General features: G+C 68.5%; 28 protein-coding genes. 12 read left to right on the top strand and 16 right to left on the bottom strand.

Features of this window, described 5'->3' with window-relative positions; all coding sequences use genetic code 11:
• The first annotated feature begins 7 nt into the window (after window positions 1-7).
• Both GY812_00360 and GY812_00355 read left to right on the top strand, forming a co-directional pair.
• On the top strand, window positions 8-1,135 hold the full coding sequence (locus GY812_00360) for an aminotransferase class V-fold PLP-dependent enzyme (protein ID MCP4433937.1): 1,128 nt from the start codon (window positions 8-10) through the stop codon (window positions 1,133-1,135).
• The gene (locus GY812_00355) at window positions 1,132-1,755 is read left to right on the top strand and encodes an HAD-IA family hydrolase (GenBank protein ID MCP4433936.1); all 624 of its coding nucleotides are present in this window, start codon (window positions 1,132-1,134) and stop codon (window positions 1,753-1,755) included. The genes GY812_00360 and GY812_00355 overlap by 4 nt, the downstream gene beginning before the upstream one ends.
• 37 nt (window positions 1,756-1,792) lie before the next feature.
• Here the strand turns inward: GY812_00355 and GY812_00350 are convergent, their stop codons facing one another.
• Window positions 1,793-2,176: a hypothetical protein gene (locus GY812_00350; GenBank protein MCP4433935.1), complete on the bottom strand. Its 384-nt coding sequence runs from the start codon at window positions 2,174-2,176 to the stop codon at window positions 1,793-1,795.
• A 49-nt stretch (window positions 2,177-2,225) separates the two neighbouring features.
• Here GY812_00350 and GY812_00345 point away from each other — a divergent pair, with 49 nt between their 5' ends.
• Window positions 2,226-2,687, top strand: coding sequence for a histidine phosphatase family protein (locus tag GY812_00345; GenBank protein MCP4433934.1), 462 nt, complete (start codon window positions 2,226-2,228; stop codon window positions 2,685-2,687).
• A gap of 9 nt (window positions 2,688-2,696) precedes the next feature.
• Here the strand turns inward: GY812_00345 and GY812_00340 are convergent, their stop codons facing one another.
• Window positions 2,697-4,022, bottom strand: a complete 1,326-nt coding sequence (locus tag GY812_00340; protein ID MCP4433933.1) for a DUF1446 domain-containing protein — start codon at window positions 4,020-4,022, stop codon at window positions 2,697-2,699.
• Between the two features lie 102 nt (window positions 4,023-4,124).
• Between GY812_00340 and GY812_00335 the strand changes: the two genes are divergently transcribed.
• Window positions 4,125-4,976 (top strand): hypothetical protein, encoded by an 852-nt coding sequence (locus tag GY812_00335; protein ID MCP4433932.1) that lies wholly within the window; start codon window positions 4,125-4,127, stop codon window positions 4,974-4,976.
• Window positions 4,977-5,071: 95 nt separating this feature from the next.
• Here GY812_00335 and GY812_00330 read toward each other — a convergent pair whose 3' ends face one another.
• The 7 genes from GY812_00330 to ccmA form a co-directional block, all read right to left on the bottom strand.
• On the bottom strand, window positions 5,072-6,511 hold the full coding sequence (locus GY812_00330) for a hypothetical protein (GenBank protein ID MCP4433931.1): 1,440 nt from the start codon (window positions 6,509-6,511) through the stop codon (window positions 5,072-5,074).
• Window positions 6,508-7,092: a TlpA family protein disulfide reductase gene (locus tag GY812_00325; GenBank protein ID MCP4433930.1), complete on the bottom strand. Its 585-nt coding sequence runs from the start codon at window positions 7,090-7,092 to the stop codon at window positions 6,508-6,510. Before GY812_00325 ends, GY812_00330 begins: the two co-directional genes overlap by 4 nt.
• Window positions 7,093-7,109: 17 nt before the next feature.
• Window positions 7,110-9,092 carry a heme lyase CcmF/NrfE family subunit gene (locus tag GY812_00320; GenBank protein ID MCP4433929.1) on the bottom strand — a complete coding sequence of 661 codons (1,983 nt, stop codon included), beginning with the start codon at window positions 9,090-9,092 and terminating at the stop codon, window positions 7,110-7,112.
• Window positions 9,089-9,676, bottom strand: a complete 588-nt coding sequence (locus GY812_00315) for a cytochrome c maturation protein CcmE (protein MCP4433928.1) — start codon at window positions 9,674-9,676, stop codon at window positions 9,089-9,091. The genes GY812_00320 and GY812_00315 overlap by 4 nt, the downstream gene beginning before the upstream one ends.
• A 121-nt stretch (window positions 9,677-9,797) precedes the next feature.
• The gene (gene ccsA / locus GY812_00310) at window positions 9,798-10,550 is read right to left on the bottom strand and encodes a cytochrome c biogenesis protein CcsA (GenBank protein ID MCP4433927.1); all 753 of its coding nucleotides are present in this window, start codon (window positions 10,548-10,550) and stop codon (window positions 9,798-9,800) included.
• 55 nt (window positions 10,551-10,605) lie between these two features.
• Window positions 10,606-11,286, bottom strand: a complete 681-nt coding sequence (locus tag GY812_00305; protein ID MCP4433926.1) for an ABC transporter permease — start codon at window positions 11,284-11,286, stop codon at window positions 10,606-10,608.
• 16 nt (window positions 11,287-11,302) lie between these two features.
• Entirely contained in the window at window positions 11,303-11,995 is a 693-nt protein-coding gene (ccmA, locus tag GY812_00300; protein ID MCP4433925.1) for a heme ABC exporter ATP-binding protein CcmA, read from the bottom strand.
• 71 nt (window positions 11,996-12,066) lie between these two features.
• Here ccmA and GY812_00295 point away from each other — a divergent pair, with 71 nt between their 5' ends.
• Window positions 12,067-12,984: a class E sortase gene (locus GY812_00295; GenBank protein ID MCP4433924.1), complete on the top strand. Its 918-nt coding sequence runs from the start codon at window positions 12,067-12,069 to the stop codon at window positions 12,982-12,984.
• A gap of 15 nt (window positions 12,985-12,999) precedes the next feature.
• Here GY812_00295 and GY812_00290 read toward each other — a convergent pair whose 3' ends face one another.
• Both GY812_00290 and GY812_00285 read right to left on the bottom strand, forming a co-directional pair.
• Window positions 13,000-13,773 carry an enoyl-CoA hydratase gene (locus GY812_00290; GenBank protein MCP4433923.1) on the bottom strand — a complete coding sequence of 258 codons (774 nt, stop codon included), beginning with the start codon at window positions 13,771-13,773 and terminating at the stop codon, window positions 13,000-13,002.
• A gap of 65 nt (window positions 13,774-13,838) precedes the next feature.
• On the bottom strand, window positions 13,839-14,618 hold the full coding sequence (locus tag GY812_00285) for a hypothetical protein (protein MCP4433922.1): 780 nt from the start codon (window positions 14,616-14,618) through the stop codon (window positions 13,839-13,841).
• Window positions 14,619-14,641: 23 nt separating this feature from the next.
• Here GY812_00285 and GY812_00280 point away from each other — a divergent pair, with 23 nt between their 5' ends.
• Together GY812_00280 and GY812_00275 are read left to right on the top strand one after the other, a co-directional pair.
• Entirely contained in the window at window positions 14,642-15,313 is a 672-nt protein-coding gene (locus GY812_00280) for a DUF5317 domain-containing protein (GenBank protein MCP4433921.1), read from the top strand.
• Window positions 15,314-15,388: 75 nt separating this feature from the next.
• On the top strand, window positions 15,389-15,664 hold the full coding sequence (locus GY812_00275; protein ID MCP4433920.1) for a hypothetical protein: 276 nt from the start codon (window positions 15,389-15,391) through the stop codon (window positions 15,662-15,664).
• Here the strand turns inward: GY812_00275 and GY812_00270 are convergent.
• Complete coding sequence (locus GY812_00270; protein MCP4433919.1) at window positions 15,612-16,061, bottom strand: hypothetical protein; 450 nt, start codon at window positions 16,059-16,061, stop codon at window positions 15,612-15,614. The two genes, GY812_00275 and GY812_00270, sit on opposite strands and share 53 nt — an antisense overlap.
• A gap of 169 nt (window positions 16,062-16,230) precedes the next feature.
• Between GY812_00270 and GY812_00265 the strand changes: the two genes are divergently transcribed.
• Window positions 16,231-16,506: a hypothetical protein gene (locus GY812_00265; GenBank protein ID MCP4433918.1), complete on the top strand. Its 276-nt coding sequence runs from the start codon at window positions 16,231-16,233 to the stop codon at window positions 16,504-16,506.
• Window positions 16,507-16,796: 290 nt separating this feature from the next.
• Here GY812_00265 and GY812_00260 read toward each other — a convergent pair whose 3' ends face one another.
• From GY812_00260 to GY812_00250, 3 genes are all read right to left on the bottom strand, one after another.
• Window positions 16,797-17,012, bottom strand: a complete 216-nt coding sequence (locus tag GY812_00260) for a hypothetical protein (GenBank protein MCP4433917.1) — start codon at window positions 17,010-17,012, stop codon at window positions 16,797-16,799.
• 153 nt (window positions 17,013-17,165) lie between these two features.
• The gene (locus GY812_00255) at window positions 17,166-17,369 is read right to left on the bottom strand and encodes a hypothetical protein (GenBank protein MCP4433916.1); all 204 of its coding nucleotides are present in this window, start codon (window positions 17,367-17,369) and stop codon (window positions 17,166-17,168) included.
• Between the two features lie 179 nt (window positions 17,370-17,548).
• The gene (locus tag GY812_00250) at window positions 17,549-18,571 is read right to left on the bottom strand and encodes a hypothetical protein (protein MCP4433915.1); all 1,023 of its coding nucleotides are present in this window, start codon (window positions 18,569-18,571) and stop codon (window positions 17,549-17,551) included.
• A gap of 124 nt (window positions 18,572-18,695) precedes the next feature.
• On the opposite strand from GY812_00250, the gene GY812_00245 reads away from it, so the two are divergent.
• Window positions 18,696-19,286, top strand: coding sequence for a TetR/AcrR family transcriptional regulator (locus GY812_00245; GenBank protein MCP4433914.1), 591 nt, complete (start codon window positions 18,696-18,698; stop codon window positions 19,284-19,286).
• 131 nt (window positions 19,287-19,417) lie between these two features.
• Window positions 19,418-19,855, top strand: coding sequence for an inorganic diphosphatase (locus tag GY812_00240; protein MCP4433913.1), 438 nt, complete (start codon window positions 19,418-19,420; stop codon window positions 19,853-19,855).
• A 28-nt stretch (window positions 19,856-19,883) separates the two neighbouring features.
• Here the strand turns inward: GY812_00240 and GY812_00235 are convergent, their stop codons facing one another.
• Window positions 19,884-20,942 carry a YihY/virulence factor BrkB family protein gene (locus tag GY812_00235; GenBank protein MCP4433912.1) on the bottom strand — a complete coding sequence of 353 codons (1,059 nt, stop codon included), beginning with the start codon at window positions 20,940-20,942 and terminating at the stop codon, window positions 19,884-19,886.
• A 70-nt stretch (window positions 20,943-21,012) separates the two neighbouring features.
• Here GY812_00235 and GY812_00230 point away from each other — a divergent pair, with 70 nt between their 5' ends.
• Together GY812_00230 and GY812_00225 are read left to right on the top strand one after the other, a co-directional pair.
• Window positions 21,013-22,074: a TIGR03857 family LLM class F420-dependent oxidoreductase gene (locus GY812_00230; GenBank protein MCP4433911.1), complete on the top strand. Its 1,062-nt coding sequence runs from the start codon at window positions 21,013-21,015 to the stop codon at window positions 22,072-22,074.
• Complete coding sequence (locus tag GY812_00225) at window positions 22,071-23,153, top strand: phosphotransferase (GenBank protein ID MCP4433910.1); 1,083 nt, start codon at window positions 22,071-22,073, stop codon at window positions 23,151-23,153. Before GY812_00230 ends, GY812_00225 begins: the two co-directional genes overlap by 4 nt.
• Window positions 23,154-23,162: the final 9 nt, after the last annotated feature.

Below are 23,162 nucleotides of genomic sequence, written 5' to 3'. Positions count from 1 at the left end.
TCCTGACATGAGCCGCATCTACCTCGATCACGCCTCGACGTCGCCGCTGCGCGAGTCCGCTCGGGCAGCGATGGCGGAGGTGGCCGATGCCGGCTCCCACGGCCTGCTCGGTGACCCCGGCAGGATCCATGCCGAAGGCATGGCGGCGAGGGCCACTCTCGAGGACGCGCGGGATCGCGTCGCGCACTGGCTGGGCGTACGGGCTCGCCAGGTGGTGTTCACCTCGGGAGCCACAGAGTCGATCGCTGCCGTCTCGTGGGTTGCCGTCAGCGGTGGCGGACACGTCGTGTCGAGCGCCGTGGAACACTCCGCTGTTCGCACCTGGGCGCAGCGCTGTGCGTACACAGAGGTTGGCGTGGACCCGACCGGCACGGTCGACGTGGAGGAGCTCAGCGATGCCGTGCGCGACGACACGGCGATCGTGCACCTGCAGTGGGCCAACCACGAAGTGGCGACCATGCAGCCGGTGGCCGAAGCTGTCGCCGCCCTAGACGCGATGCCCGGGTTGTTGCACGTGGACGCGGCGCAGGCCGGCCCAGCAGCCCCACAGGTGGCCCGCAGCGGTGCAGATGTCGTGACGCTGTCGGGCCACAAGCTGGGTGGCCCGACGGGAATCGGAGTCACGGTCGTGAGGCGCAACCTGCGGCTTGCGCCGCTGATGGTGGGCGGGGACCAGGAACGAGCCCGGCGAGCCGGAGTCGAGAACATTGCAGCGGCGGTGGGGCTGGCCGCTGTCGCCGATGAGCTCGCGTCCACCGGTGCAGGGGAGCTCGACCGACTGGCCGGGCTGTCGTCGCAGGTCATCGACTGGGCGGCGCGTACCGACGGAGTCAGCCTGCTCGGCCATCCGGACGAACGGGCCCCGCACCTCGTCTGCCTGGCGCTCGACGGCATCGAGCCCCAGCCGGTGTTGCTCGGGCTCGACCAACGCGGGGTGGCCGTGCACTCCGGATCCTCGTGTTCGAGCGAGGCATTCGAGCCGTCGCCGGTCCTGCTTGCCATGGGGGTCGACGCCCAGCGCTCACTGCGGATCTCGGCCGGGTGGTCGAGCACCGAAGCCGATGTCGACCGAGCCCTGTCCGCACTCGATGAGGTGCTGTCCGAACTCCGGGCGCTGGGCCGGGGCACACGATGACCGCGGCACCCGAGCAGCTCGATGCGGTCGTGTTCGATCTCGATGGCGTGATCCGCCACTGGAACGACCACGACCTCGACTCGGTCGAGGAGGCCCACGGCCTGCCGCCACGCACCATCCTCGATGTGGCGTTCTCACGGGAGCTCGGACCCGCCGCGATCACAGGCGAGCTCACGTACCGTCAGTGGATGGACAGCATCCGCGAGACGGTGATCGAACGGCACGGCGCCTCCGTGGCGCCCGCGCTCGACACGTGGGAGTCCAACGTGGGGGTGGTGGACCCCGAGATGGTGCGCCTGCTGCGGCGCCTCCGCAACGGACTGCTCGTTGCACTTCTGTCCAACGGCACCACGAGGCTTCGCCGCGACCTGCACGTGCTGGACCTGCTCGACGAGTTCGACGTGGTCTTCAACACCGCCGAGATCGGAATCGCCAAGCCCGATCCGCAGGTGTTCCGCATCGTGTGCGACGAGCTCGGGGTCGACCCGGCGAGGGCCGCCTTCATCGACGACCTCGCCGAGAATGTGGCCGGCGCCGCCTCCATCGGCATGCACGCGCACCAGCACCGGGACCGCATGGCCACAGAGGCATTCCTAGGGGAACTGACCCCTCACGTGTGACTCGGATCGCCAACGGCAACCGACCGCACCGGCTGTGTCAGCTGATGGGCGTGCGATCCACCGGCGCTGTGCGGCCACGCCGCGCGGAGTTGGCCACGACGTCCTCTGGCAGGTCGACCTCGAGGCGCAACAGCGCCCCCCCGAGCGTCTTGCCGAGGTTGTCCGAGCGCAGAGACCTCGGCCCGCCACCGCCCAGGGCATCGTTGAGCACGAACTTGAGCGCCCAGATGTTGGGCACCTCGTAGCGTTCGACATCGCCCGCGACCAGGTCACCGAAGTGGGCGGCCACAGCCTCTGGGGTCACGGCTGCACAGACGGCGTCGTAGGCAGCGTCGTCGTCCATGAAGAGCGTGAGATCGGACCGATCACCCTTGTCGCCGGAACGAACTCCACAGATGTCTCGCAGGCAGACCCGGACCATGTACGCAAGCTAGCTGCGCCCCGGGCACCCCGCTAGCGTTGCTCGAACCATGACGCTGTACCTGGTGCGCCACGGATCGGCGGGGCGACGCAACAACGCAGACCCCAACGACACGGAACGCCACCTCGACGACAAGGGGCTCCGCCAGGCTGTCGCCGTGGCGGACCACCTGGGGGTGGAACCCATCAGTCGCATACTCTCGAGTCCGCTGCCCCGTTGTGTCGAGACCGTGGAACCTCTGGCGGAGGTGCTCGGACTCGAGGTCGTCGTTGAGCGCCGCCTGCGCGAGGGGACCGACCTGTTGGGCACGTGGCCGCTGATCGAGGAACTGGCCGAGAGCAAGGTGGTGCTCTGCACCCACGGCGACGTGATCCCCGAGCTGGTGCGGGCCAACGAGTTGCGGGGCATGCGAATCGCCGGCAAGGCCGGCTTCGCCAAGGGTTCCGTGTGGGCCCTCGAGGGCTGGGACGGCACCCGGTACGCCAAGGGCTCCTGGGACAAGCTCCGCTGAGTCGCCCGGTCAGGAGGTCTCGATCGACAGCGCCACGGAGCCGTCGACCAGCTCGCGATCGACCGCAATCGCCTCCAGCGCCAGCAGCTGGGTCGGGCCCGACTCACGGGCGCGACCGAATGGCGAGACCATCGGCGGGCCGCCGAGGCCCATGGCGCGGTACTCAGCCATGAGGCGGCCCGCATCGGCTCGGTCCTCGCACCTCCACACGAGGCGGCCCATGACTTCAGGAGGCTCGAGGTCTGCCTCACCGAGTGCAGCGAGGTCGACCGTGGGCCCGCCGAAAGCATTGAGACCGAAGTACTCCTCGTGCCACTCGAGCACGTCGAGGCCCAGGTCGTCCGCGCGCTTGGCCAGGAAGCGTGCAGCTGCCCGTGCCTTGGCCTCGGCGTCGGGCCACGGGTACGGCAACCTGGCCTCGCCGGAGAAGCCGGCGCGGGTGCACACGAGCCCCTTGTAGGTGTCGGGCCGCGGAGTGCCGCGCACGTCGGCAATCCCCACCCGGTCGTCTCCTAGGTCGTCGAGGCGCACCGACGTGAAGTCCGCGGTGACGTCCGGATTGAGGTAGGCAGCCGGATCGTGCACCTCGTACATGAGCTGCTCGCGGACCGTGTCGAAGCTCACGACTCCGCCGGTGCCCGCCGGCTTGGTGATCACCGCCGTTCCGTCGGGCTCGCACTCGGCGATCGGGAACCCCGGCTCGCTGAAGTCGCCGTGGGCCCACCAGTCGCCCGAGTAGTTCCCTCCGGTCACCTGCGCGGAACACTCGAGCAGGTGACCGACGGTCACGCCCGCAGCGAGTCGGTCCCAGTCGCGGGCGTCCCACCCGAACTCGTGGATGAGTGGTGCCAGGAACAGCGAGGCGTCCGCCACCCGGCCGGTGATCACCATGTCGGCGCCGGCTTGAAGGGCCTCCACGATGGGTGCCGCGCCAAGGTAGGCCGAGGCGAACACCGCTTCATCGGTGATGCCGAGAACCGCGCTGTGGGGGCGGAGGTCGTCACCGACGACAGTGGCGACCTTGATCCCGTGGTGACCCTGGGACCCGAGCGCCTCGACCACGGCCCGCCCGGCTGCGATCGGGTTGATCCCTCCGGCGTTGGTGATGAACCTGGTGTCGCCCGCGGCGACCTGCGGAGCGACCATGGAGGCGTAGATGGGCAAGTCACGTGTGAACCCCGCGCCTTCGTCACGTCCACGATCCTTGGCGAGAATGGCGAGCGTCAGTTCTGCCAGTGCCTCGCACACCAGATAGTCGACGCCCTCGGCCAGAAGCGGCCCCACACCCGCGTAGCCGTCGCCGTAGAAGCCCTGTCCGCCACCGATTCGAACCATCCGCTGCAGTCTGCCCCAAGCCGAGGCCGTGTGTCACCGGGCACACCTGACCACGAGGCACTAGAGTTCCGCAGGACCACAACCGCGCTCTTGGAGGGGTCAATGGACCGCAAGCTAACCGTCGCCGCAATCATGGTGGCAACGATCGCCGTACTGGCGGCGTCCTGCACGCTGCCTGCACCCGCCGAACGGACCTGGAAGGTCTCGCCCGTCTCGGTCGAGGTCGTCGACCAGGAGGACTGGGACGCAGGCGACGAGCCCTACGTGATCCAGCTCGGGTTCCGCTCCAAGCTCGGCGTGGTCGGCTCGTCCGACTCATGGGTCGCGTCCCAGTGCACCTCCGGAGCCGGCATGCCGGCCACCGACGTGGGTACGCCGGGCACCGTGGTGCCCATCCCGCCCGGTGGCGCCGACATCGCGTTCCCCGAGGCGCAGAACGTTGACATAGGTGACCTGCTCTTCGAGACCGCGGCGCTCGAGATCTTCGGGACGATGACGCTCGTCATGGAGCGCGACGTGCTCATCGGCACGTGCGCCTGGACCGAGACCATCAACGCCACCCTGCCCGGCCTGTTGCGCGATTCGCTCAACCTGTTGGTCGCCGGCGCTGACGTGCCCCCCACCGAGGAAGACCTGATCAACCTGATAGTCGGCCTCATCGACGACTTCATCGCCTTCGTGCCCGGCGCGATCGCAATTGCGGTCGAGGGACTCGGCGACCCCGACGACATGCTCGGCACCGCCATCCAGATCCACCTGCCGACTGCTGGAGCGTTCACCAACGCCCTCGACCTCGGCCTCACCCTTGCCGGCCTCGACAACGGCATCATCGAGATCGAGGACATACCCGGCAACATAGCGATCCGGGTCGGCAAGCTCCTGCCTTCCACGGCGGCGTTCACCTTCACGGGCCCTGGCTACGAGCACATCTACACCTCGAGGGTGACCGCCTGAGTCGGCCACTCACACTGACCGGACGTGAAGGGGGCTGGGCTCACGCCCAGCCCCCTTTCGCGTCCAGTGGGAGCAGCGCGTCCGCCGACGTCCCCTCAGCCACCTTCGGGATTGGGTACCGATGCCAGCCGGGCACGCTCGAGCGCTGCACGCAACGCCGCCTCGTCACCGAGCAGGAACGCAGCGGGTCCCCTCGGCAGTCCTGCGAGGGTCTCGAGACCTGCCTCGGCGGCATCAAGGTCCCCGGAGAGGATGTCGAGCTGGACCAACAGCGCCAACGCATCCGCATTGTCCGGCTCGTCGGCCAGCAGCCCGAGCAACAGGATCCGGGCCGTGGCCCCGTCCGCCGACTCCGGACCCAGATACGAACGGGCCCGCCACAGCCTCGCGTCGCTGTCAGTCGGATCGGCAACAAGCACGGCATCGAGGCACGTACCGAGCGCGTCGAGGTAGGCCTGGTCGAGCCCGGAACCCGAGTCGTCCGAATCCGCGGCCAGCCAGCATTCCCGGGCAGCCGGAGACATGTTGCCAACGAACACCCTGGCCTCCAGCCCCTCGGCCTGCACCACCGACACCGCCACCTCGGACGGCTCGGTTGCCCAGAAGCGCTCCAGCTCGAGCGCCGCTCCAGGGAAGTCACCCGCGTCGGCTGCAACCACAGCGAGGAACACGTGGGCATCGCCGTAGGCCGGATCAGCAGCGACCGCCGCTTCGAGGTCGGTCACGCCGGCGGCCTGCTCGCCGGAGCGGATGTGGGCCCAACCCCGGTAGGTGAGTGCTTCCACGTCGGTCGGCGACGATTCCAGGACCCTGTCGTAGCACTCGATGGCGGCTTCGGGATCACTCATTGCCAGCGGCTGGCAGGCTGCCGCGCCTTCGCGTCCGGTCGGCACGCCGCCGGTCAGTTCGCCCTCACCGCGGTCGTCGCTCCCCCACACGACCAGCCAGCCGGCGAGAAGCAGGAACACCGCTATGCCACCCGCGATGGCGGCGCCGCGCCATGGCGCCGGGTCCGCCGGCTCCGGTTCCCGGGCGCCGACCTCGTCGCCGGTGTCTGACGCCTGTGACACATCCACCGGGCTCGACTCGGCGGCACCCACCACACCCGCGCCTTCATTCTCCTGGTTGGCACGCCAGCGGCCGAACGCCATGACCAGACCGGCGACGGCGGCCAGCACGAGCAGCACAGGCAACAGCCACACAAGTGCACCGAAGCCGCTCGCCGGTGGCTCCAGCAGCACTTCGTCGCCGTAGCGGTCGACGAAGAATGCAAGGATCTCGTCGTCGGTCGAGCCCGCTGACATCTGCTGGCGGATCTCGGTGCGGAACTGTTCGGCCAGCGGCGCCTGGGAAGCGGCCACGGACTCACCGACGCACTGCAGGCACTTGAGCTGCCCGGCGATGCCGTAGAGCCGATCATCGCTCGTGCCGTCCTGTGGCGTGCGGGAGCCGGCCAACACCAGCAAGCCCGCGACCACGACCGCCATCACGGTCCACCAGGCCCAGTGTCGGCGCGCGGCCGCCGGAAGGTTCACCCGGGGTCTCCGCCCGCGCTGCGCTCAGCGATCAGTTCCTCGATTTCGGCGGCGGTGATGCCGCCTTCCAGCTTCTGAACCACCACGCCATCGGGGGACACGAGGTACGACTCGGGCAACTTGATGACGCCCCAATCGAGCGGGATGCCTTCAGCGTCGGCGAGCACGGGCCAGTCACCGCCGTTGGCTTCGAAGAACGCCTCGATCACCTCAGGGGGCTCGTCGAAGGCCACCGACACGACGGTTGCGGTATCGCCGTTGCGGGCGGCGAACTCGACCAGCTCCGGATGCTCGGCCACACACGGCGGGCACCACGTCGCGAAGAAGTTGACCAGCACCCACTTGCCCGACTCGTCGGCCAGGTCGAACGGTTCGCCGGAGGCCGTGGTGCCCGCCAGCGACGGCGCTGAGTCGTCCTCGAACTGCGCGGCGCTGTCGGGACCGCTGTCGGAGTCAGAACTCATGCCCCACAGAAACAGGCCTACCAGCGCCGCCATCACCACCGCGACGACAGCCACGATCGCAGGCACCGGGCTGCGCGGCGGGGCCGCCTGCTCCCGTACGCCTCGATCCGTTCCCATGCCGCCCTGTCCACCGCTCACGTCGCCACCTCAGTTGCCTCGTTGCCGGATTCGTCGGACACGGCATCAGGTCTCGCACGGGTGCGCGCAGGGACCAGCGCAAGGACGGTGCCGCCGACCATCACCATCCCGCCGACCCACACCCAGACCACCATCGGCTGGATGATCACCCGCAGTCCGATCTCGTCACTGCCCAAATCAGCGCCGGAGCCTCGGGCCTCCGGCGACGACGTGAGCGCGAGGTACACGTCCTCGGTGGGACCAACCCTGACCGAGGGAGTTCCGATGACCATGCCGCTGCTGCGGTAGCGGTTGAGCCGTGGCTCGTACACCCGGCCACCGTCGACCCTCACACGGGCCGCCACGGTCACGACCCTGTCAGTGCCCCGGGTGGTCGTGTCCAGGTACTCGATCGTGTGGCCGGCCACGGTGACCTCCTCACCGGGGGCCAGCTGCACCTCGGCCTGGCGCACGTAGCTGGAGCTGGCAGCGAAGGCGAACGCGACGATGATCGTGCCCAGGTGCACGACCATTCCGCCGTTGGAGCGACCAACGAGGCCGCGCCATGCGCCGCGGCGCACGGCCAGGAAGAGCTGGCGCAGCGCGGAACCGGCGGCGAAGCCCGACAACGCAAAGGCGAGCAGCGGCGCCCACCCGCGCGCTCCGACGAGGACTGCAACCACGAGCGTGGACACACCGAGCCATGCGGGCCAGAACAGCCTCTCGCGCATCACGCTTCCCGGCGCTCGCCTCCAGGGCATGGCCGGCGCCACGGCCATGAGCGTCAACAGGGCGAACCCGAGCGGCATCGTCATGCGGTTGAAGTACGGCACGCCGACCGACACCCGCTCGTCGTTGACGGCTTCGAGGATCAGCGGGAACACAGTGCCGAGCAACACGACGAAGGCCATCGCGGCGAAGACCAGGTTGTTGGCCAGGAACGCCCCTTCACGCGACACCGGCGACTCGATCCGCCCCACGGAGCGCAACTCTTCGGATCGCCAGGCAATGAGCCCGAGCGACACCGCCACCGTCACGCCGAACAGGCCCAACAACATGGGGCCGACCGCCCCCGAGGCGAAAGCGTGGACCGACTCGACCACACCCGACCGGGTGAGGAACGTGCCGAGGATCGTGAGGCTGAACGTCGCGCACAACAACGCGATGTTCCACACCCGCAGCATTCCGTGGCGCTCCTGGACCATCACGGAGTGCAGGTAGGCGGTGCCGGTGAGCCAGGGCAACAGCGAGGCGTTCTCCACCGGGTCCCACGCCCAGTACCCGCCCCACCCCAGGACCTCATAGCTCCACCAACCCCCGAGGATGATTCCGGCGGTCAGGAATGCCCACGCGAACAGGGTCCAGCGGCGGGTCTCCACCAGCCAGCCCTCGCCCAGCCGGCCCGACACGAGGGACCCGATTGCGAACGCGAACGGCACCACGAACCCGACGTAACCGAGATAGAGCATCGGCGGGTGAAAGGCCACGAGGATGTGGTTCTGCAGCAGCGGATTCGGTCCCGGGCCGTCGTAGCCGACGGGCGGGTCGAACTGACCGAACGGGTTGGCTGCGGTCAGCAGCATCACGAGGAAGAAAACCGACACCACGAAGATGGTGAGCAGCGCCCAGGCGACGAGCGGATCGGTGAGCCGGCGGCGGAAGCGGTGCGCAACCGCATAGAGGTAGCCGGCGAGGATCAGCACCCACAGCAGGATCGACCCCTCGAGCGCCGACCAGAGCGTGGCCACGTTGAACAGCGGCGGGGTCGTGCTGGAGCCGTTGTTGGCCACGTACTCCACGGTGAAGTCGCGCGTGATCAGTGCGCGCTGCATGGCCAGGAACGCCACGAACGCCCCGAGCAGCACGAGCCCTGCCCAGCCGCGTGCGGAGCGCAGGTGTCCTGGCCGCTGCGAACGAAGTCCCGACAGGATCGCGACGATCCCCGCCAGCGCCGCCAGCAGGGCAATGACGACCCCGGCAAGCCCCAGGGCCCTGTTCACCGCGGCCCGGCTCCCTCGGCTGGGTCGCCGGCCAGCGCCTGCGCGTCGCGCTCGGCGTCGGCAACGCGGTCGGGGTTCTCCTCGTCGTACTCGTTGTCGTGGCGAATGAGGATCTCGTCGCTGGCGAAGCCATCGCCCTCGAAGCTGCCCTCGAGCACGACCGGGATCTGTGACCCGAAGAGTTCGGGTGGGGTGCCTGTGTGAGTCACCGGCATCTCCACGCCTTCGAAGGTGATCACGAAGTCGACACCCGTGTCGGTCTGCTCGACTGACCCCTCGACCACATTGCCCTGCATCCGGAATCGTTCGCCCTCGAGGTCACTGCGCTGCTCGACGGCCTCATCGACGTTGTAGAAGAACGTGGCTGCGTCATTGAGGCCCTGGAACAGCACGAAGCCGAGCGCGGCCAACAACAGCACGATTGCGACGAGCGGAATCCAACGCCTCGAGGAGCGCGGCGCCGCTGCACTCGACGGCCCCGTACGGGGCGCGAGGTCGAAGTCGGCCGACCCGGGAGCGGATGGCGCCCCTTCGCCGTTCACCGGTTCGGCGTCGGGGGACTCCGGATCGTCGGTCACATCCATCGGCGCTGGTCCTCCGGGACCTCGGCCGAGAGTTCCCGGCCGCGCTTGATGATCCACAGTGAGTAGAGCGCCACGACGACCATGGTCACCGTCCAGGCGATGGCGATGTACGTACCGGTGCTCATTTCGAGGCTCCTTCTGCTCGCCGCTGAGCGATCGCTCCCTCGAGGCCGACATCCGCGGCTCGTTCGGACAGCCAGGCCAACCGGAAGCGGTGCATGAGAAGCCAGGCGAACAGGACCATGAACACGGCCAGCGACAGATAGGTGGTGAACAACTGCATGCCCTGCATCTCAGGATCCACCGTTCCGAGCACCGACCGCGACTGGTGCAGCCCGCGCCACCAGTCAACCGCCTTGTGGGTGATCGGGATGTTGATGACCGCCATGATCCCGATGACGGCGCTGACGGTGCCGCGGGTGCGGGGCTGTGCAGGGATCGAGCGCACGACCAGGTACCCGATGTAGGTGATGAACAGCACGGTCGTCGTGACGAGTCGGGGCTCCCAGCGCCAGAACACCCCCCAGGTGACCTTTCCCCACATCATTCCGTTGAAGATCGTGAGTGCGAAGAACAGCACACCGATCTCCGCTGACGAGGCAGCGAGCAGGTCCCAGAACTCTGTGCGCTTCCACAGGTAGGCGACCGACGCCACCGCTGTGATCACGAACGCGAGGTAGGCGACCGACACCGTCGGCACGTGCATGTAGAGGATCCGGATGGTCTCGCCCAGCTCCGTGTCGGGCGGACTGATGACCAGCCCGAACAGCGCCACTGCGCCGAGACCGATCAGCGAGATGATCCCGAGCACCATGGTGACTCGTGATCCGGTGGTGGTGGGAGCCGGCCTGGCTCGCTCTGCGGTGGCGCTCATGGTGCCGGAGTCCCCTTGGTTTGCACGGATTGTGCCCTCAGTCGGTCGGTCACGGTCATGTCTCGTCGAGCAGCGGCTTGAACAACACGGTGCCCAGGGCCAGGTATGCCACAGCGAAGACGCCGAGCAGGGAGGCCCATGACCACCCGCCGCCGGCCTCGCTCCGCAGTGCGACCTCGCTGCCTCGGGTTGCGGCGATGAGCACTGGTGCCAGGAGCGGCAACAACAAGATTGGCAGCAACGCGGACCCCTGACGAAGTCGGGCCGCGAGGATGCCGTACGTGACCCCGGCCGCAGCGATGCCGACGGTGGCGGCCACCAGAACCACCACGAGCAGACCCCAGCCCTCGAGCCGGGCGTCATAGAGCACCGCAACGCCGATTCCCAGCACGATCTCCAGTGCGAACAGCTCCAGCACCAGGGCCATGACCTTGCCGAGGTACACAGCGGCAGGAGGGATCCCGGTGAGCCTCAACGCGTCGAGCACGCCTTCTTCGAGTTCGACCGCGAACGACCGCTGCACCGCCAGCACTGCTGTGAACAGCACAGTCATCCAGAACAGCCCGGCTGTCGCCTGCTCGAGCACGCCGCGGTCCGGATCGAGCGCGAACGCGAACAACAACAGCACCAACATGGCGAACGGCAGCATCTGGCCGAGCGCCACCTTCGAGCGGCGCTCCAGGCGCAGGTCCTTGCCGGCCACCAGCAGCGCGTCGCGCAACACTGCTGCGATCATCGGTTGCATCCCGCGGTCATGTGGCCACGCCTCCCGCGAGTGACACGGTGCGTGTGGCAACCGCCGACGCCCGGTCGGCCTCGTGCGAGGCGAACAGCACAGTTGCCCCAGCGGCGGAGGCCTCGGCGATCAGGTTGTCGACGAGGTCGCGGCCCGATGCGTCGAGGCCGGTGTGGGGCTCGTCGAGCAGCCACAACTCGGGCCGCCTCGCCAGCACCGACGCGAACGACACCCGGCGGCGCTGGCCGGCTGACAGCGCCCGCACCGGTAGGTCCCGGAGCCTTGATGCAATCTCCAACCGCTCGAGGGCGGCGTTTCCCTCCGCTTCGCTGGCGCCTGCGGCCTTCGCCCAGAACGCCACGTTCTCGTGCACGGTCAGCTCGGGGTACAGCCCTGCTGCGTGGCCGACCAACCCGACACGGCGACGGATCGACCGACGGTCGTTGCGCAGGTCCACTCCCAGCACTTCGGCCTCGCCCTCCACCACTGCGACGAGGCCCGCGCAGACCTGCAGCACTGTCGTCTTTCCGGCGCCGTTGGGGCCTGCGAGCAGCACGACTTCGCCGCGGTCGACGCGCAGGTCGAGCCCGGCAAGTGCCGGGAACCGCCCGAGCACCGCCACCGCCTCGCGGAGCCTGACGACGGGCGGGTCGGGGTGCCCGGCTGGCTCGTCGCGCTCGTGGCGTCGGGGCGAGTTGGCGTCATCCATGGCTGTGAGGGGGGTCAGGCAACGCTACAGGGTCCGTATCCGCAGGCGGAATCCGTCGCTACGGTGAGACCATGCTGTCGAAGGTCCTGGGTGTCACCGGGCGTCTCCTCATCATCGCTGGTGTGGTGATCCTCGGATTCGTGGCGTACCAGCTCTGGGGTACGGGTCTCGAGGAGTCCCGCCAGCAGGACCAACTACTCGCGGAGTTCGCCGAGGAACTGGGTGTCGACGCCGATGCCGGGTTGACCGAGGTCGTCGCCGGGTCAGGCGAGGTGGGCGGCCCACCTCCGACCCCGACGCAGGGAGAACCTGCTGGTGTGATCGAGGTTCCGGCCATCGACATGTCACGCGTGGTCGTGGAAGGCACGTCGCGCGACGACCTGAAGAAGGGGCCGGGCCACTACACCGGCACACCGTTCCCCGGCCAGGTCGGCAACGTGGGCATCGCCGGTCACCGCACGACCTACGGCGCACCATTCAATCGGATCGACGAGCTGATCCCCGGCGACGAGATCACGCTCTCCACCAGCCAGGGTCGCTTCACCTACCGGGTGATTCCGGCGCCCGACAACCCCGCGCAAGCCTGGTACGTGGTGTCCCCGTCACAGACCGAGGTGCTCGACGACTTCGGCGACAACCGGGTCACCCTCACGGCCTGTCACCCCAAGTACTCCGCGAAGCAGCGCATCATCGTGCACGCGGTGCTCGAGCAACCCCCGGTCGAATCGCCCCCACCAATCGCCCAGGAGCCCGAGGCCGTGCAGGTCTCGGTGGCCGAGGACTTCGACGAGGGGCTGGGCTCCTCACCCGAGGAGTTGCCGATCGCGCTGAGCTATGCAGGAGCAGCGGCACTGCTGGCCCTGGGCGCGTGGCTGCTGGCGCGGAGCTTCTCGCACGGCTGGGCGTTCTGGGTCGTCGCCACGCCGCTCATCCTCTGGATGATCTGGAACAGCTACGTGCACATGGACCGGTACCTGCCGGCCATCTGACTTGGCAGCGCCGACCTACTGGCCGCGGAACTCAGGGGACCGGCGCTCGCCGAACGCCCGTCGGCCCTCGGTGAGGTCATCGGATGCCCATGCCCGCTCGAAGGCTGCACGGTAGGCACCGTCGGGGTCCGCCTCCCCAGCTGGACGCTCCAGCAGGTCGAGACCCAGTTTCGAGCCGGCGAGCGCCAGCGGCGCGAGCGTGGCTATGTTGGCGGCGAGCCTCGAAGCGTCGGCCAGCACCTCGGCGCCGGGTTCTTCGGTCTCCGGTTCGATGAGGCGCTGTACCAGCCCGACGTCGGCCGCGTGCCCGGCGCTGATCGGCTCGGCGGTGAGCATCATCCAGCGCGCTGTGGAATGCCCGGCATTGAGGGCAAGGCGCTGCACGGTCCAGTGGTCGACCATCAGCCCCAGCTTCGCCACCGGCACCGCGAAACGGGCGTCGGGCGTGGCGATGCGCAGGTCACAGGCGAGCGCGATCTGCACGCCAAGGCCCATGCATGAGCCTGCGATTGCCGCAATCGTGGGGAACTCGAGCGCGCCCAGGTCATCGAGGGTCGCCCGGAGCGCCTCGGTGAAGGCCATGTCCTCGAGCTCGGTCAGGTCTGCACCGGCACAGAAGTGGCCTGCGTCGCCAGTGACCACCAGGCAGCGCAACTCGTCGGACGCCGCCTGGCGCACACCCGCGTGCAGCTCCTCGAGCGCTGTGTGGTTGAGCGCGTTGCGGCGCTCAGGGCGCGAGATCGTGATCGTGCCGACACTGTCGGAGGACTGGTAGGAGACAATCGCCATGGCTCGTTTCTACTCCGTTGGTGCGACGCGTCGCAGCGCCGCTCGAGGGCGCACCGCTGCGGTGCTCAGCGGCCGGTCCATCGGGGCTCGCGCTTCTCGGCGAACGCGGCGATTCCCTCCGCCGCGTCCTCCAGGCCCGTACCCACTGTGAGCATGGGGTGCAGCACCGCCAGGGCCTCCGCTGCTCCCAGGTCCCAGGTTTGGTAGAAGCTGTCGCGTCCGAGCTTCATGACCGAGGGCGATGCAGCGGCCAGACTTTCCGCGAGCGAATCCACGGCCGCATCGAGTTCGTCGGCAGCGACCACCTGGTTCAGGAACCCGAAGCGATCGGCTTCGGTGGTGTCGATGCGGCGGCCGGTCATCATCAGCTCGAGCGCCCGCTTCGGAGGCATCGAGCGGCACAACGGCACCGTGATCATGTACGGCCACAACCCGACGTTGATCTCAGGCGTGCCGAAGGTGGCGTCATCGGAGGCAACCACCATGTCGCAAGCCAGCGCGAGGCCGAATCCGCCGGCGAGGCAGTAGCCACGCACCTTCGCAACGATCGGCTTGCCGAGCGACCAGAGGTCGTCGAACAGGCGGGCCAACTCACCGCGGGCGTCGTGCAGCTCGGCATGGCTGTCGCCCTTCATGCCGGTGAGGTCGGCGCCGGCACAGAACGCCTTGTCGCCGGCCCCGGTGAGCACGACCACCCGCACCTCGGAATCGTCACGCACATCGGCCACAGCACGACGCATCCCGGAGATCACGTCCCAGCTGAGGGCGTTGCGCCGCTCGGGCCGATTGATCGTGAGTGTGGCCACCCCGTCACGGGTGTCGAGCAGCAGTTCGTCGCCGTACATGCCACGCAGGTTAGTTTTTGTTCATGGCCTTGATCCCCACGTTGCTGGCGCTGGCCGTCGGAGTCGGCCTCGGGCTGCGCTGGGGCGGCAACTTCGGCAACGTCATGGACTGGCGGCCCGATGGGTGGATGATCGGCCTCGGTGGCGTCACGGTGTGGTTGGTGGCCGACGTGACGGGCCTCTTCGGCACGCCCGCGGTGCTGTTGCGCCTCCTCGGGCTCGGCCTGGTACTCGCCTTCGCCGTGCTCAACATCCACACCGGCGGGATGGTGCTCGTAGCCGCGGGTGTCGGACTCAGCCTGGTGGTCACCTTGATCAACTGGGGCATGCCGGTGGCCGAGTCGGCGCTGACCGCTTCAGGCATCGTGGAGGACTCCGCAGACATCGACTCGATGGTGCTGACCGGTGGCCGCGAGGTGGCCGACGGTGCACTGCTGGGCTTCTTCGGCGATGTCATACCGTTGCCGTGGGGCCAGGTGATCTCCATCGGCGACGTGCTCTGGTTGTGCGGTCTGGCGCTGGTGACCGCTTCGGTGATGCGGCGCTACCAAGCCCGCCGGCCCGGCCGCGGAGGTGGCCGTGGCTCCTATTCGGACTCGCTGACAGCCCTCGGCCAGGGCCCGGCTCCACGGCGGGGCCCTGGCCTGCACCCCTCACGCCTGGGCAGTCGGGGACCGGGTCGCGCGACCCGGTGACAAGCCGGAGACTTCGGGTTTCACTCGGGTGATCCCGCCGACCAGCGGCGGGTTTCACCAGGAGGAAGAACCCAGATGGCACAACTCGGACTGGATCCGGCGCAGATGAAGGCGCTCGCCAACACCATGGTGGAGGAGGCCGGAAGCATCGAAGCGTCCAGCAGCACGGTCGACGGCAAGCTCCGTTCCACATGGTGGCAGGGCAACGACCAGAAGCAGTTCGTCGGCCAGTGGGACGGGCAGCACCGCAAGGCGCTCAAGTCGGCCGCTGACCTGCTTCGCCAGGCCGCCAAGCACATCACCAAGGAAGCCGAACAGCAGATCCAGGCCTCGGACGCTGGTCGTCATTGAGGTCGACCGTGCCCCACTCGAGCGTGCGACGGCCCTCGGCGGGAGCGGCGGCCACCTCGACCTGGTCGACAGCGTCCTCCACGGCGGCGTCGAGCTCATAGCGGCTTCGGCCGGCCACGAAGCTGACCGCCACGTCCGCCATCGTGAGCACCACCGTGCCGCGCGGTGCCACCACAGCGGTGTTCGCAGAGTTGCGGTCATGCAGGTTGATGACCGTGGAGCTGCCGGTGTTGTCGAGCCACCAATGCCCGTCGCGGTGCTCGAATCGCCCCAGCACGCGGTGCAGGTAGGGGTTGTCGTCGATCACCAGGTCTGCGTCGCGACCGAAGGTCGCCGAGTCACCGGGTGCGAGCTTCAGCTGCTCGCCACAGAAGTCAACGTAGAGCCGACCCGCCATGAACCTCTCCCATTCCTGCCCGTCACGCGGACTGCGACAGCCGGGCGTCTTCCTCGCTCGTCAGTGTATGAGAAGGCACGTGATGCGGCCCAAGGGGGGTCATCGCGGGACCCAGGCCCCGGGGACCCGGGATGCGGCGACGAACCGGCAGGTACGGCAGGCTCTTGGCATGGAGCTCGAACCCGACGACCCTGTTGTGCAACGACGCGCGCAGATCCTGCGGGCGACGAGCCTCGGTCAGCGCTTTGGCTACACGTGCTTCGCGCTCTCGATGCTCTTGTTCTTCATCGGGCTGGTGCTGCAGTTCCCGCAGTGGCTCGTGACCACGATCGTCGTTCTCATGGTCGCCGGTTCGATCGTGTTGCTGCCCGCGATCATCTTCTCCTACGCAGCCAAGGCGGCGGACAAGTTGGACGACCATGACGACCGAGAAGGCTGGCGCTGAGAAGACCTCCACCACTGTCGCCTACATCGGTAAGAGCAGGTCTCCTGACTCCGACGCCTCGCCCGAGTCGCAGCGTGAAGCGACGCCGGCTCATTGCACCGCTAAAGGCATCACTCCCCCTAGCAGTCCTCGCTCGTTGAGTCGTGTCACTGGGGGCCGTGCGTGGCCTCAGCCTCGACGACGCTGCCTCGTTTGAATCGGTTGGGCGGGGACCTCGGTTTCACCCGACACGCCGGGCCGGTGCCAGAGCAGCGGGTGCGCCCGTCGCTCCGCCGGCCCGGCTTCTCGGCTCAGTCGGCCAGAGCGTCCATGATGTGTGGCACGGCATCGTCGATGGAGAGCAGCACCTTGGTTTCGTACTCCACGAACTCCCCGTAGTTGAGGATGTTCCGGTATCCGGTGCCCGCCTCATCTGCTTCGCCGATCACGACACCGCCGCTGCCGTCGCCGAACACATAGTGAGCGACGGTGCCGTCGGTGGTTCCAGCCTCCGCGAATATCTCCATCAGTCGCTTGTTCTCATCCTTACCCGATGGTGACCGACGCAGGGCGCAGGTGGGAGAAGCGCCACTCCGACAGGAGGAGGCGGGCACCGGGCGACGGCGCACGGCAGCCGGCATCGTCTGCGCAGCCGGCACCGTCTGCGCTCACGCCCTGAGTCAGTCGCTGCGACCGCTGCCGATCCTGCAGCAGCCGCCGGTCGAGCCGATGCCGAGTATCGAGCCGGTCGAGCCGATGGACAGGATCGACCCGGCCGATCCGATCGACAGGAGGCTTCCGGCGCTGAGCGCGGAGCCGGCCGACGCGACCGAGCCAGCAGACCAGGCCGACAGCACGGAACGGAAGCTGCGATGGGACAGCACGACGACAGGCTACGGCATTTCGGGGTCCGGGCGTCGCGATCGCGGGTGGGGGCCGCACGCCCCCAAGCGGCGGTCCCACCCAGTTCGTGCGCTGCTTGCGGAGGCCGGCACAGCAGTAGCTGTTCGGGGTGAAACGACCGCGGCGGATCCTTCACCTACTGGCCGGAGCCGTGAGCGGGTCAGTCGGTGCCGGTTTCGGTCTTGGTGATCATCCACACGGGCTCGGTCTTCAGCTCGGGCTCGTCCACGGCGCCGCAGGTGGGCATCGAGATGTGGCGCTCGAGTGCCACTGACACCCGCACCGAACGGACTCCCGATCTGCGGTCCTCGGCGAGCACGTCGACGGTCGTGTCGAGCGAGTTGCGATCATGTGCCACGAGCACGGGCTTGCGGTCCGCGGCGAGCCAGTTCCAGCCGAACTCGGAGAAGCCCTCCCGGTCGGCCACCTGAGCGGGGCCGGGCTCCATGGCCACCGCACCACGCCAGTGCGTTCCGAGCACCCGGGGGTCGCCCGCGCGGTCGAGGATTGCCAGCACATCTGCAGTGTCCATGTGTGCCCAGGAGACCCCATCGGGGAACGACACGCCCGTGGGGGCAAACCGGTGACCACCGGCGTGCGATGTCCTCCAGAGCCGCCGACGGCCGCCGCTCGCGCCTTGCGTGTCAGCGCCGCCCAGGGCTGTCACCGCGGCGGCGTGCAGCGCAGCACCTGACCCGCCACAGCAGACGTCGCGGTTGCCGTGGGTGCACAACAGCAAGTCAACAGTCCCCTCGGACGGGTCGTCGCGCCACTGCGAGAAGCCACCTACCGCGTCGCTGTCAGCGGCGAGCAAGGCGGTGCACAGTTGGCGCAACCGGACAGGGTCGCCGCCGGGCAGCCGCCATTCGCGACGAGCGAAGGGGCCGCACCCTGAAGTTGCCCGCTCGAAGGCCATCACCCGAACGGAGCCGTCGGCGGACTCGGGCAGCACGCCCTGCGGGCGCCACATGCGGCCATCGGCGCCGACGATCGTCGCCGCCGGGGCGTCGGTGAGCGACGCGAACGGCTCCGCCATCGAGATGTCGCGTGGCCACGGGCCGGCCATCTCGACCACCAGCACGGCGTCCCACTGCGGCGCCGTACCGGCGGGGTCCGCATCTTCGGCGCGGTGCGCGCCGGCACACCTCACCTTTTCGAGCCGCAGGCCCTCCGCATGGTCCATGGCCTCATCCTACGGGGCCACCAGCGGCTGCTTCGTGCGAGGATTCCCGAGTGGACACGGCCCTTTGTTACCGTTGGGTAACCAGAGGAAGCCGGATGGTCCGGAGCCCGACCCAACCACCGACATGCGACTACCCGCAGCAGAACGACGAGCACAGCTGATCGAGACCGCCATCGGCGTGTTCTCAGAGCAGGGCTTCCATGCCGCGTCGATGAACGACGTGGCCGACGCTGCGGGCGTCACCAAGCCGGTGCTCTACCAGCACTTCTCCTCCAAGAGGGACCTCTTCGTGGAGTTGCTGACCGAGATCGGCAACCAGCTCCGCGACACGATCGCCAAGGCCACAGCTGATGCCGAAGGCCCCCGCCAGCAGATCGAGATGGGATTCGGGGCCTACTTCCGCTACGTGGCCAACAACACCGATGCGTTCAAGGTGCTGTTCGGCGCAGGGGCTCGCCGCGACCCCGAGTTCGCCTCGCTCACCCGTTCGGTCGAGGCATCGATCGCCGAGGCGATCGCAGAGCTGATCGTGGTCGACGGCCAGCCTGCCGAGCACCGCGTGCTCCTCGCACACACGATCGTTGGCATGACCGAGGCGGCCAGCCGCTACTGGCTGCAGCACGACCGCACACCCGACGTCGACGAGCTCTCCGAAGCCGTGGCAGGCCTCGCCTGGTCCGGCATGCGGGGCCTGGACGCCGAAGCCCAGGGCTGAACCGCCGAGCCACCCGCTGACCGGCGCGACCATCGCGTGGCCACCACCGAGTTCCGGCGATCCGCCGGTAGGGTCATGCTGTGACCGATAGCGACGTGTTCGAGGTGATCGTCGAGATCCCGCAGGGCTCGATGAACAAGTACGAGATCGACCACGACACCGGGGAGGTCTGGCTCGACCGGCACCTGTTCGCCGCCACTGTGTACCCGGCTGAGTACGGGTTCTTCCCCCACACGCTCGCCGAGGACGGCGATCCTCTCGATGCCCTCGTGCTGCTCGAGGACCCGACATTCCCGGGCTGCCACATCAAAGCCCGCGCCGTCGCCGTGCTGGAGATGAGCGACGAGGCCGGCCGCGACCTCAAGGTGTTGTGCGTGCCGGCCGACGACCCCCGCTGGTCACAGATCACCGACGTGGGTGACGTCGACGAGTTCCTCCTCGCGGAGGTCAGGCACTTCTTCACCGTCTACAAGGACCTCGACCCGGGCAAGGAAGCCGTGATCGGCGACTGGTCCGGCAAGGAAGCCGCAATCCAGGCGATCGCCGCCGCCCGCGCAGCGTACGGCTAGCCAGAACCCCGGTCACCCGAACCACCGCTCATCGCGGCAGCTCGGGCACCTCGACGTCGAGACCGGTTCCTTCGACGCGCAGTTCGCGGCGCAACACCCGTGCCTGGGCCTCCACGTCCGCCGGCCCGAGGTTGCGGCCGGTGAGGCTGCGCGGCCACCGCCGGTCGTGCATCACCGAGGCCAACTCGTTGCCGTACAGGTACAGAAGGCCCAGCAGGTAGGCCCACGACAGGATTCCGAACACCACCACGAAGATCCCGTAACGGTCCGATGCCTGCAACACATAGCGGTTGACGTACCAGGTGCCGAGCAGCTGGAGCCCAAACCAGGCTGCCCCGACGAACCCGGCGCCCCAGAGCTGCGAGGTGAAGGGCACCTTGCGCACACACAGCAGCCAGTGCAGGCCGAGGTAGCAGAGGGCGCCGGCCAGGAACGGCAGCAAGTAGCCGGCGGCGCGTTGCACCCATGGCAGGTCGCCGTCGGAGAAGATCCACGCCGATGCTCCGGACAGCACGAGGCAGGCTCCGATGAGAACGGCGCCAGGCAGTGCACGGAGGCGACGGATGATCCACGGAGGCCGTTCGTACAGGGGCACACCCCAGATCGTGTTGAGCGTTTCCTGGAGCACCTCGAGCAGCCCCAGCCCCGCCCAGATCGAGACGAGGACCGAGCCGACGACCACAACCACGCTTCCGCTCGGCACGGAGGCGGCGTCCTGTATCTCGGAGCCGATTACCGGAACCGCCGACAGCGTGGAGTCGATCAGCTGGTCACGCAGATCGGGGTTGTCCTGCAGCAACAACGACACGACGGCCACGAACGCCAGAAGCAACGGGAAGATCGCAAAGAAGCCGCGGTAGGACAGCATCATCGCCAACTGGCCGCATCGGTCCTCTCCGTACTTCTTGAGCACCGCGTGCACCACGGCAACGGGCGGGATCCCCCTCTGGATCGCATCCACGCGGTCCAGCGTCCGGTCAATCAGGTTGGGGCCACCGTCGCCGGCCTCTGATGGCTCGCCGTCGCCTCCCTCGGCTGGGTCTTCATCGCCCGACGGTTCAGATGTGTCCTCATCGGGCTCGGCCATCGGACCCGACCGTACCCCCCGCGTGGGCAGGCGGCCGCGAGGCGGCGCCGGGGCGCCCTATCGTGCGGCCATGGCTGGAACCCCGGGCTCGGCGACAATGGAAGAACTCGGCTGCTACCTGCTCGCAGGCGCGGCAGCGGATCCCTCCGCCATCGGCGAGGAAGCCAGAGCCGCCGAGACACTGGGCTTCGGGACCGCCTTCATCTCCGAACGATTCAACGTGAAGGAATCGATGACCCTGAGCGGGGCCGCCACCGCCGTCACGTCGTCACTGCAGATCGCCACCGCCGCCACGAACCACAACACACGCCACCCACTCGTGACGGCAAGTGCCGCAATGACCTTGCATCGCATGGGTGGAGGCCGCTTCACCCTGGGGCTGGGCAGGGGAATCGACGTGATCTTCGACATGTCCGCGATCCCCCGGATCACGACTGCCCAGATGGAGGACTTCACGGGCCTCATGAAACGGCTGTGGCGCGGCGAGGCAGTGGTCGGCCACGACGGTCCGGCAGGCGCGTGGCCGCTGCTCGCGCTCGGCAGTGAGTTCGACGACCACATCCCCGTGCTGTTGTGCGCGTTCGGCCCCAACAGCCTCGCCCTCGCCGGCCGTTGCTTCGATGCGGTGGTGCTGCACACGTTCTTCACCGACGAGACCACGCGACGCGCCGTGGAGACCGTGCGCACAGCAGCCGAACTGGCTGGCCGCGACCCCGACGACGTCGAGGTCTGGTCGTGCTTCGCAACGGTGGGCGACCACCTCGACGAAGACGTGCGACTCCGCAAGACAGTCGGCCGCATGGCCACGTACCTGCAGGGCTATGGCGACCTTCTGGTGCGAACCAACGACTGGAATCCGGCGTTGCTGGAACGGTTCCGCGCAGACCCCACCGTCGGGCAGTTCCTCTCCGCCATCGATGCCAACGCCACCACAGCCCAACTCGAGGCAATCGCCGAAGTGGTGCCCGGGGAGTGGCTGGCCCCGTCCGGCACCGGGTCACCCGCGCAGTGTGCCGCCGCGGTGCGCGCACAGTTCGACCTGGGCGTGTCCGGGGTGATCATGCACGGTTGCACGCCGTCAGAATTGGCACCCGTGGTCGAGCAGTACCGCACGATCAGGGGATTGCAGTGACAAGCGCACCCGAGGACTTCGCGTCCCGCTGGCTGGCCGACCACGACCTGTTGCTCGCCGCTCTCGAGACGCCCGCGTTCTGGGCCGAGGTGCTGGACGGAGCCCTCGGTGGTGCAGAACCCGAGGCGGTCCACGTGGAACCCGTGGGCACCGGACAGGTCGCCTCGTGCCTGCGGGTGCGCATGGCCCACGACATCGAGGGTGCGCCGAAGTCGGTCGTGGCGAAGGTGGCCTCGGCGGATCCGGTGAGCCGGGCCACGTCGGCAGCGCTGCGCCACGGCGAGATCGAGACCGGCTTCTACAGCCGCTTCGCCCCCGATTGCGCCGTGCGCACCCCGCAGTGCCACCTCGCGGCGGTCAACGAGGCCGGCGATGACTTCATCCTCGTACTGCAGGACATGGCCGACAGCACCCAGGCCGACCAGATCCACGGGATGGACCCCGACGCAGCCGCGGCGGCGCTCGACCAGTTGGCGGCACTGCACGCGACCTGGTGGGAGGCCCCTCCGCCGCACACCGGCGAGGTGCTTGGCGAGCAAGGCGACCCCAACGCCCATGCCGCCCTGCTCGGGATGCTGTTTCCAGGGTTCTCGGAGCGCTATGCCGAACGCATCGGCCCACAGGTGATGGAGGTCGCCGAGAACCTCGTCGAGCGCGCGAGTGACTACCTGGGCAACCGGGAAGGGCCGGTGGCGCTCGTCCATCGCGACTTCAGGCCCGACAACCTGCTGGTCGACGACGACGGCGTGACGGTGGTCGACTGGCAGACGGTCAACGCCGGCGCGGCGCTCGCTGACCTCTCCTACTTCCTCGGCGGCGCACTGGTCACCGAGCAGCGGGTCGCGCACGAGCGCGAGATGCTGGACCGATACCGAGCCGCGCTGCTGGTGCACGGCGTGCAGGTGGATGCCCAGACCGTCGAGCGCGGTCACCGCCGGTATGCCCTCGATGGGCTCGTGATGGCCATCGGAGCGTCACAGGTCGTGGGCCAGACCGATCGCGGCGACGCCATGTTCTGCGCCATGGCCGAGCGTTCCGCCCGGCACGCCCTCGAAGCCCACACCTTCGAGCTGTTCTGACCCGCCGCC

This window comes from Actinomycetes bacterium (assembly GCA_024222295.1).
Lineage (GTDB): Bacteria > Actinomycetota > Acidimicrobiia > Acidimicrobiales > Microtrichaceae > JAAEPF01.
This window is presented reverse-complemented; position numbering and strand designations above follow the sequence as displayed.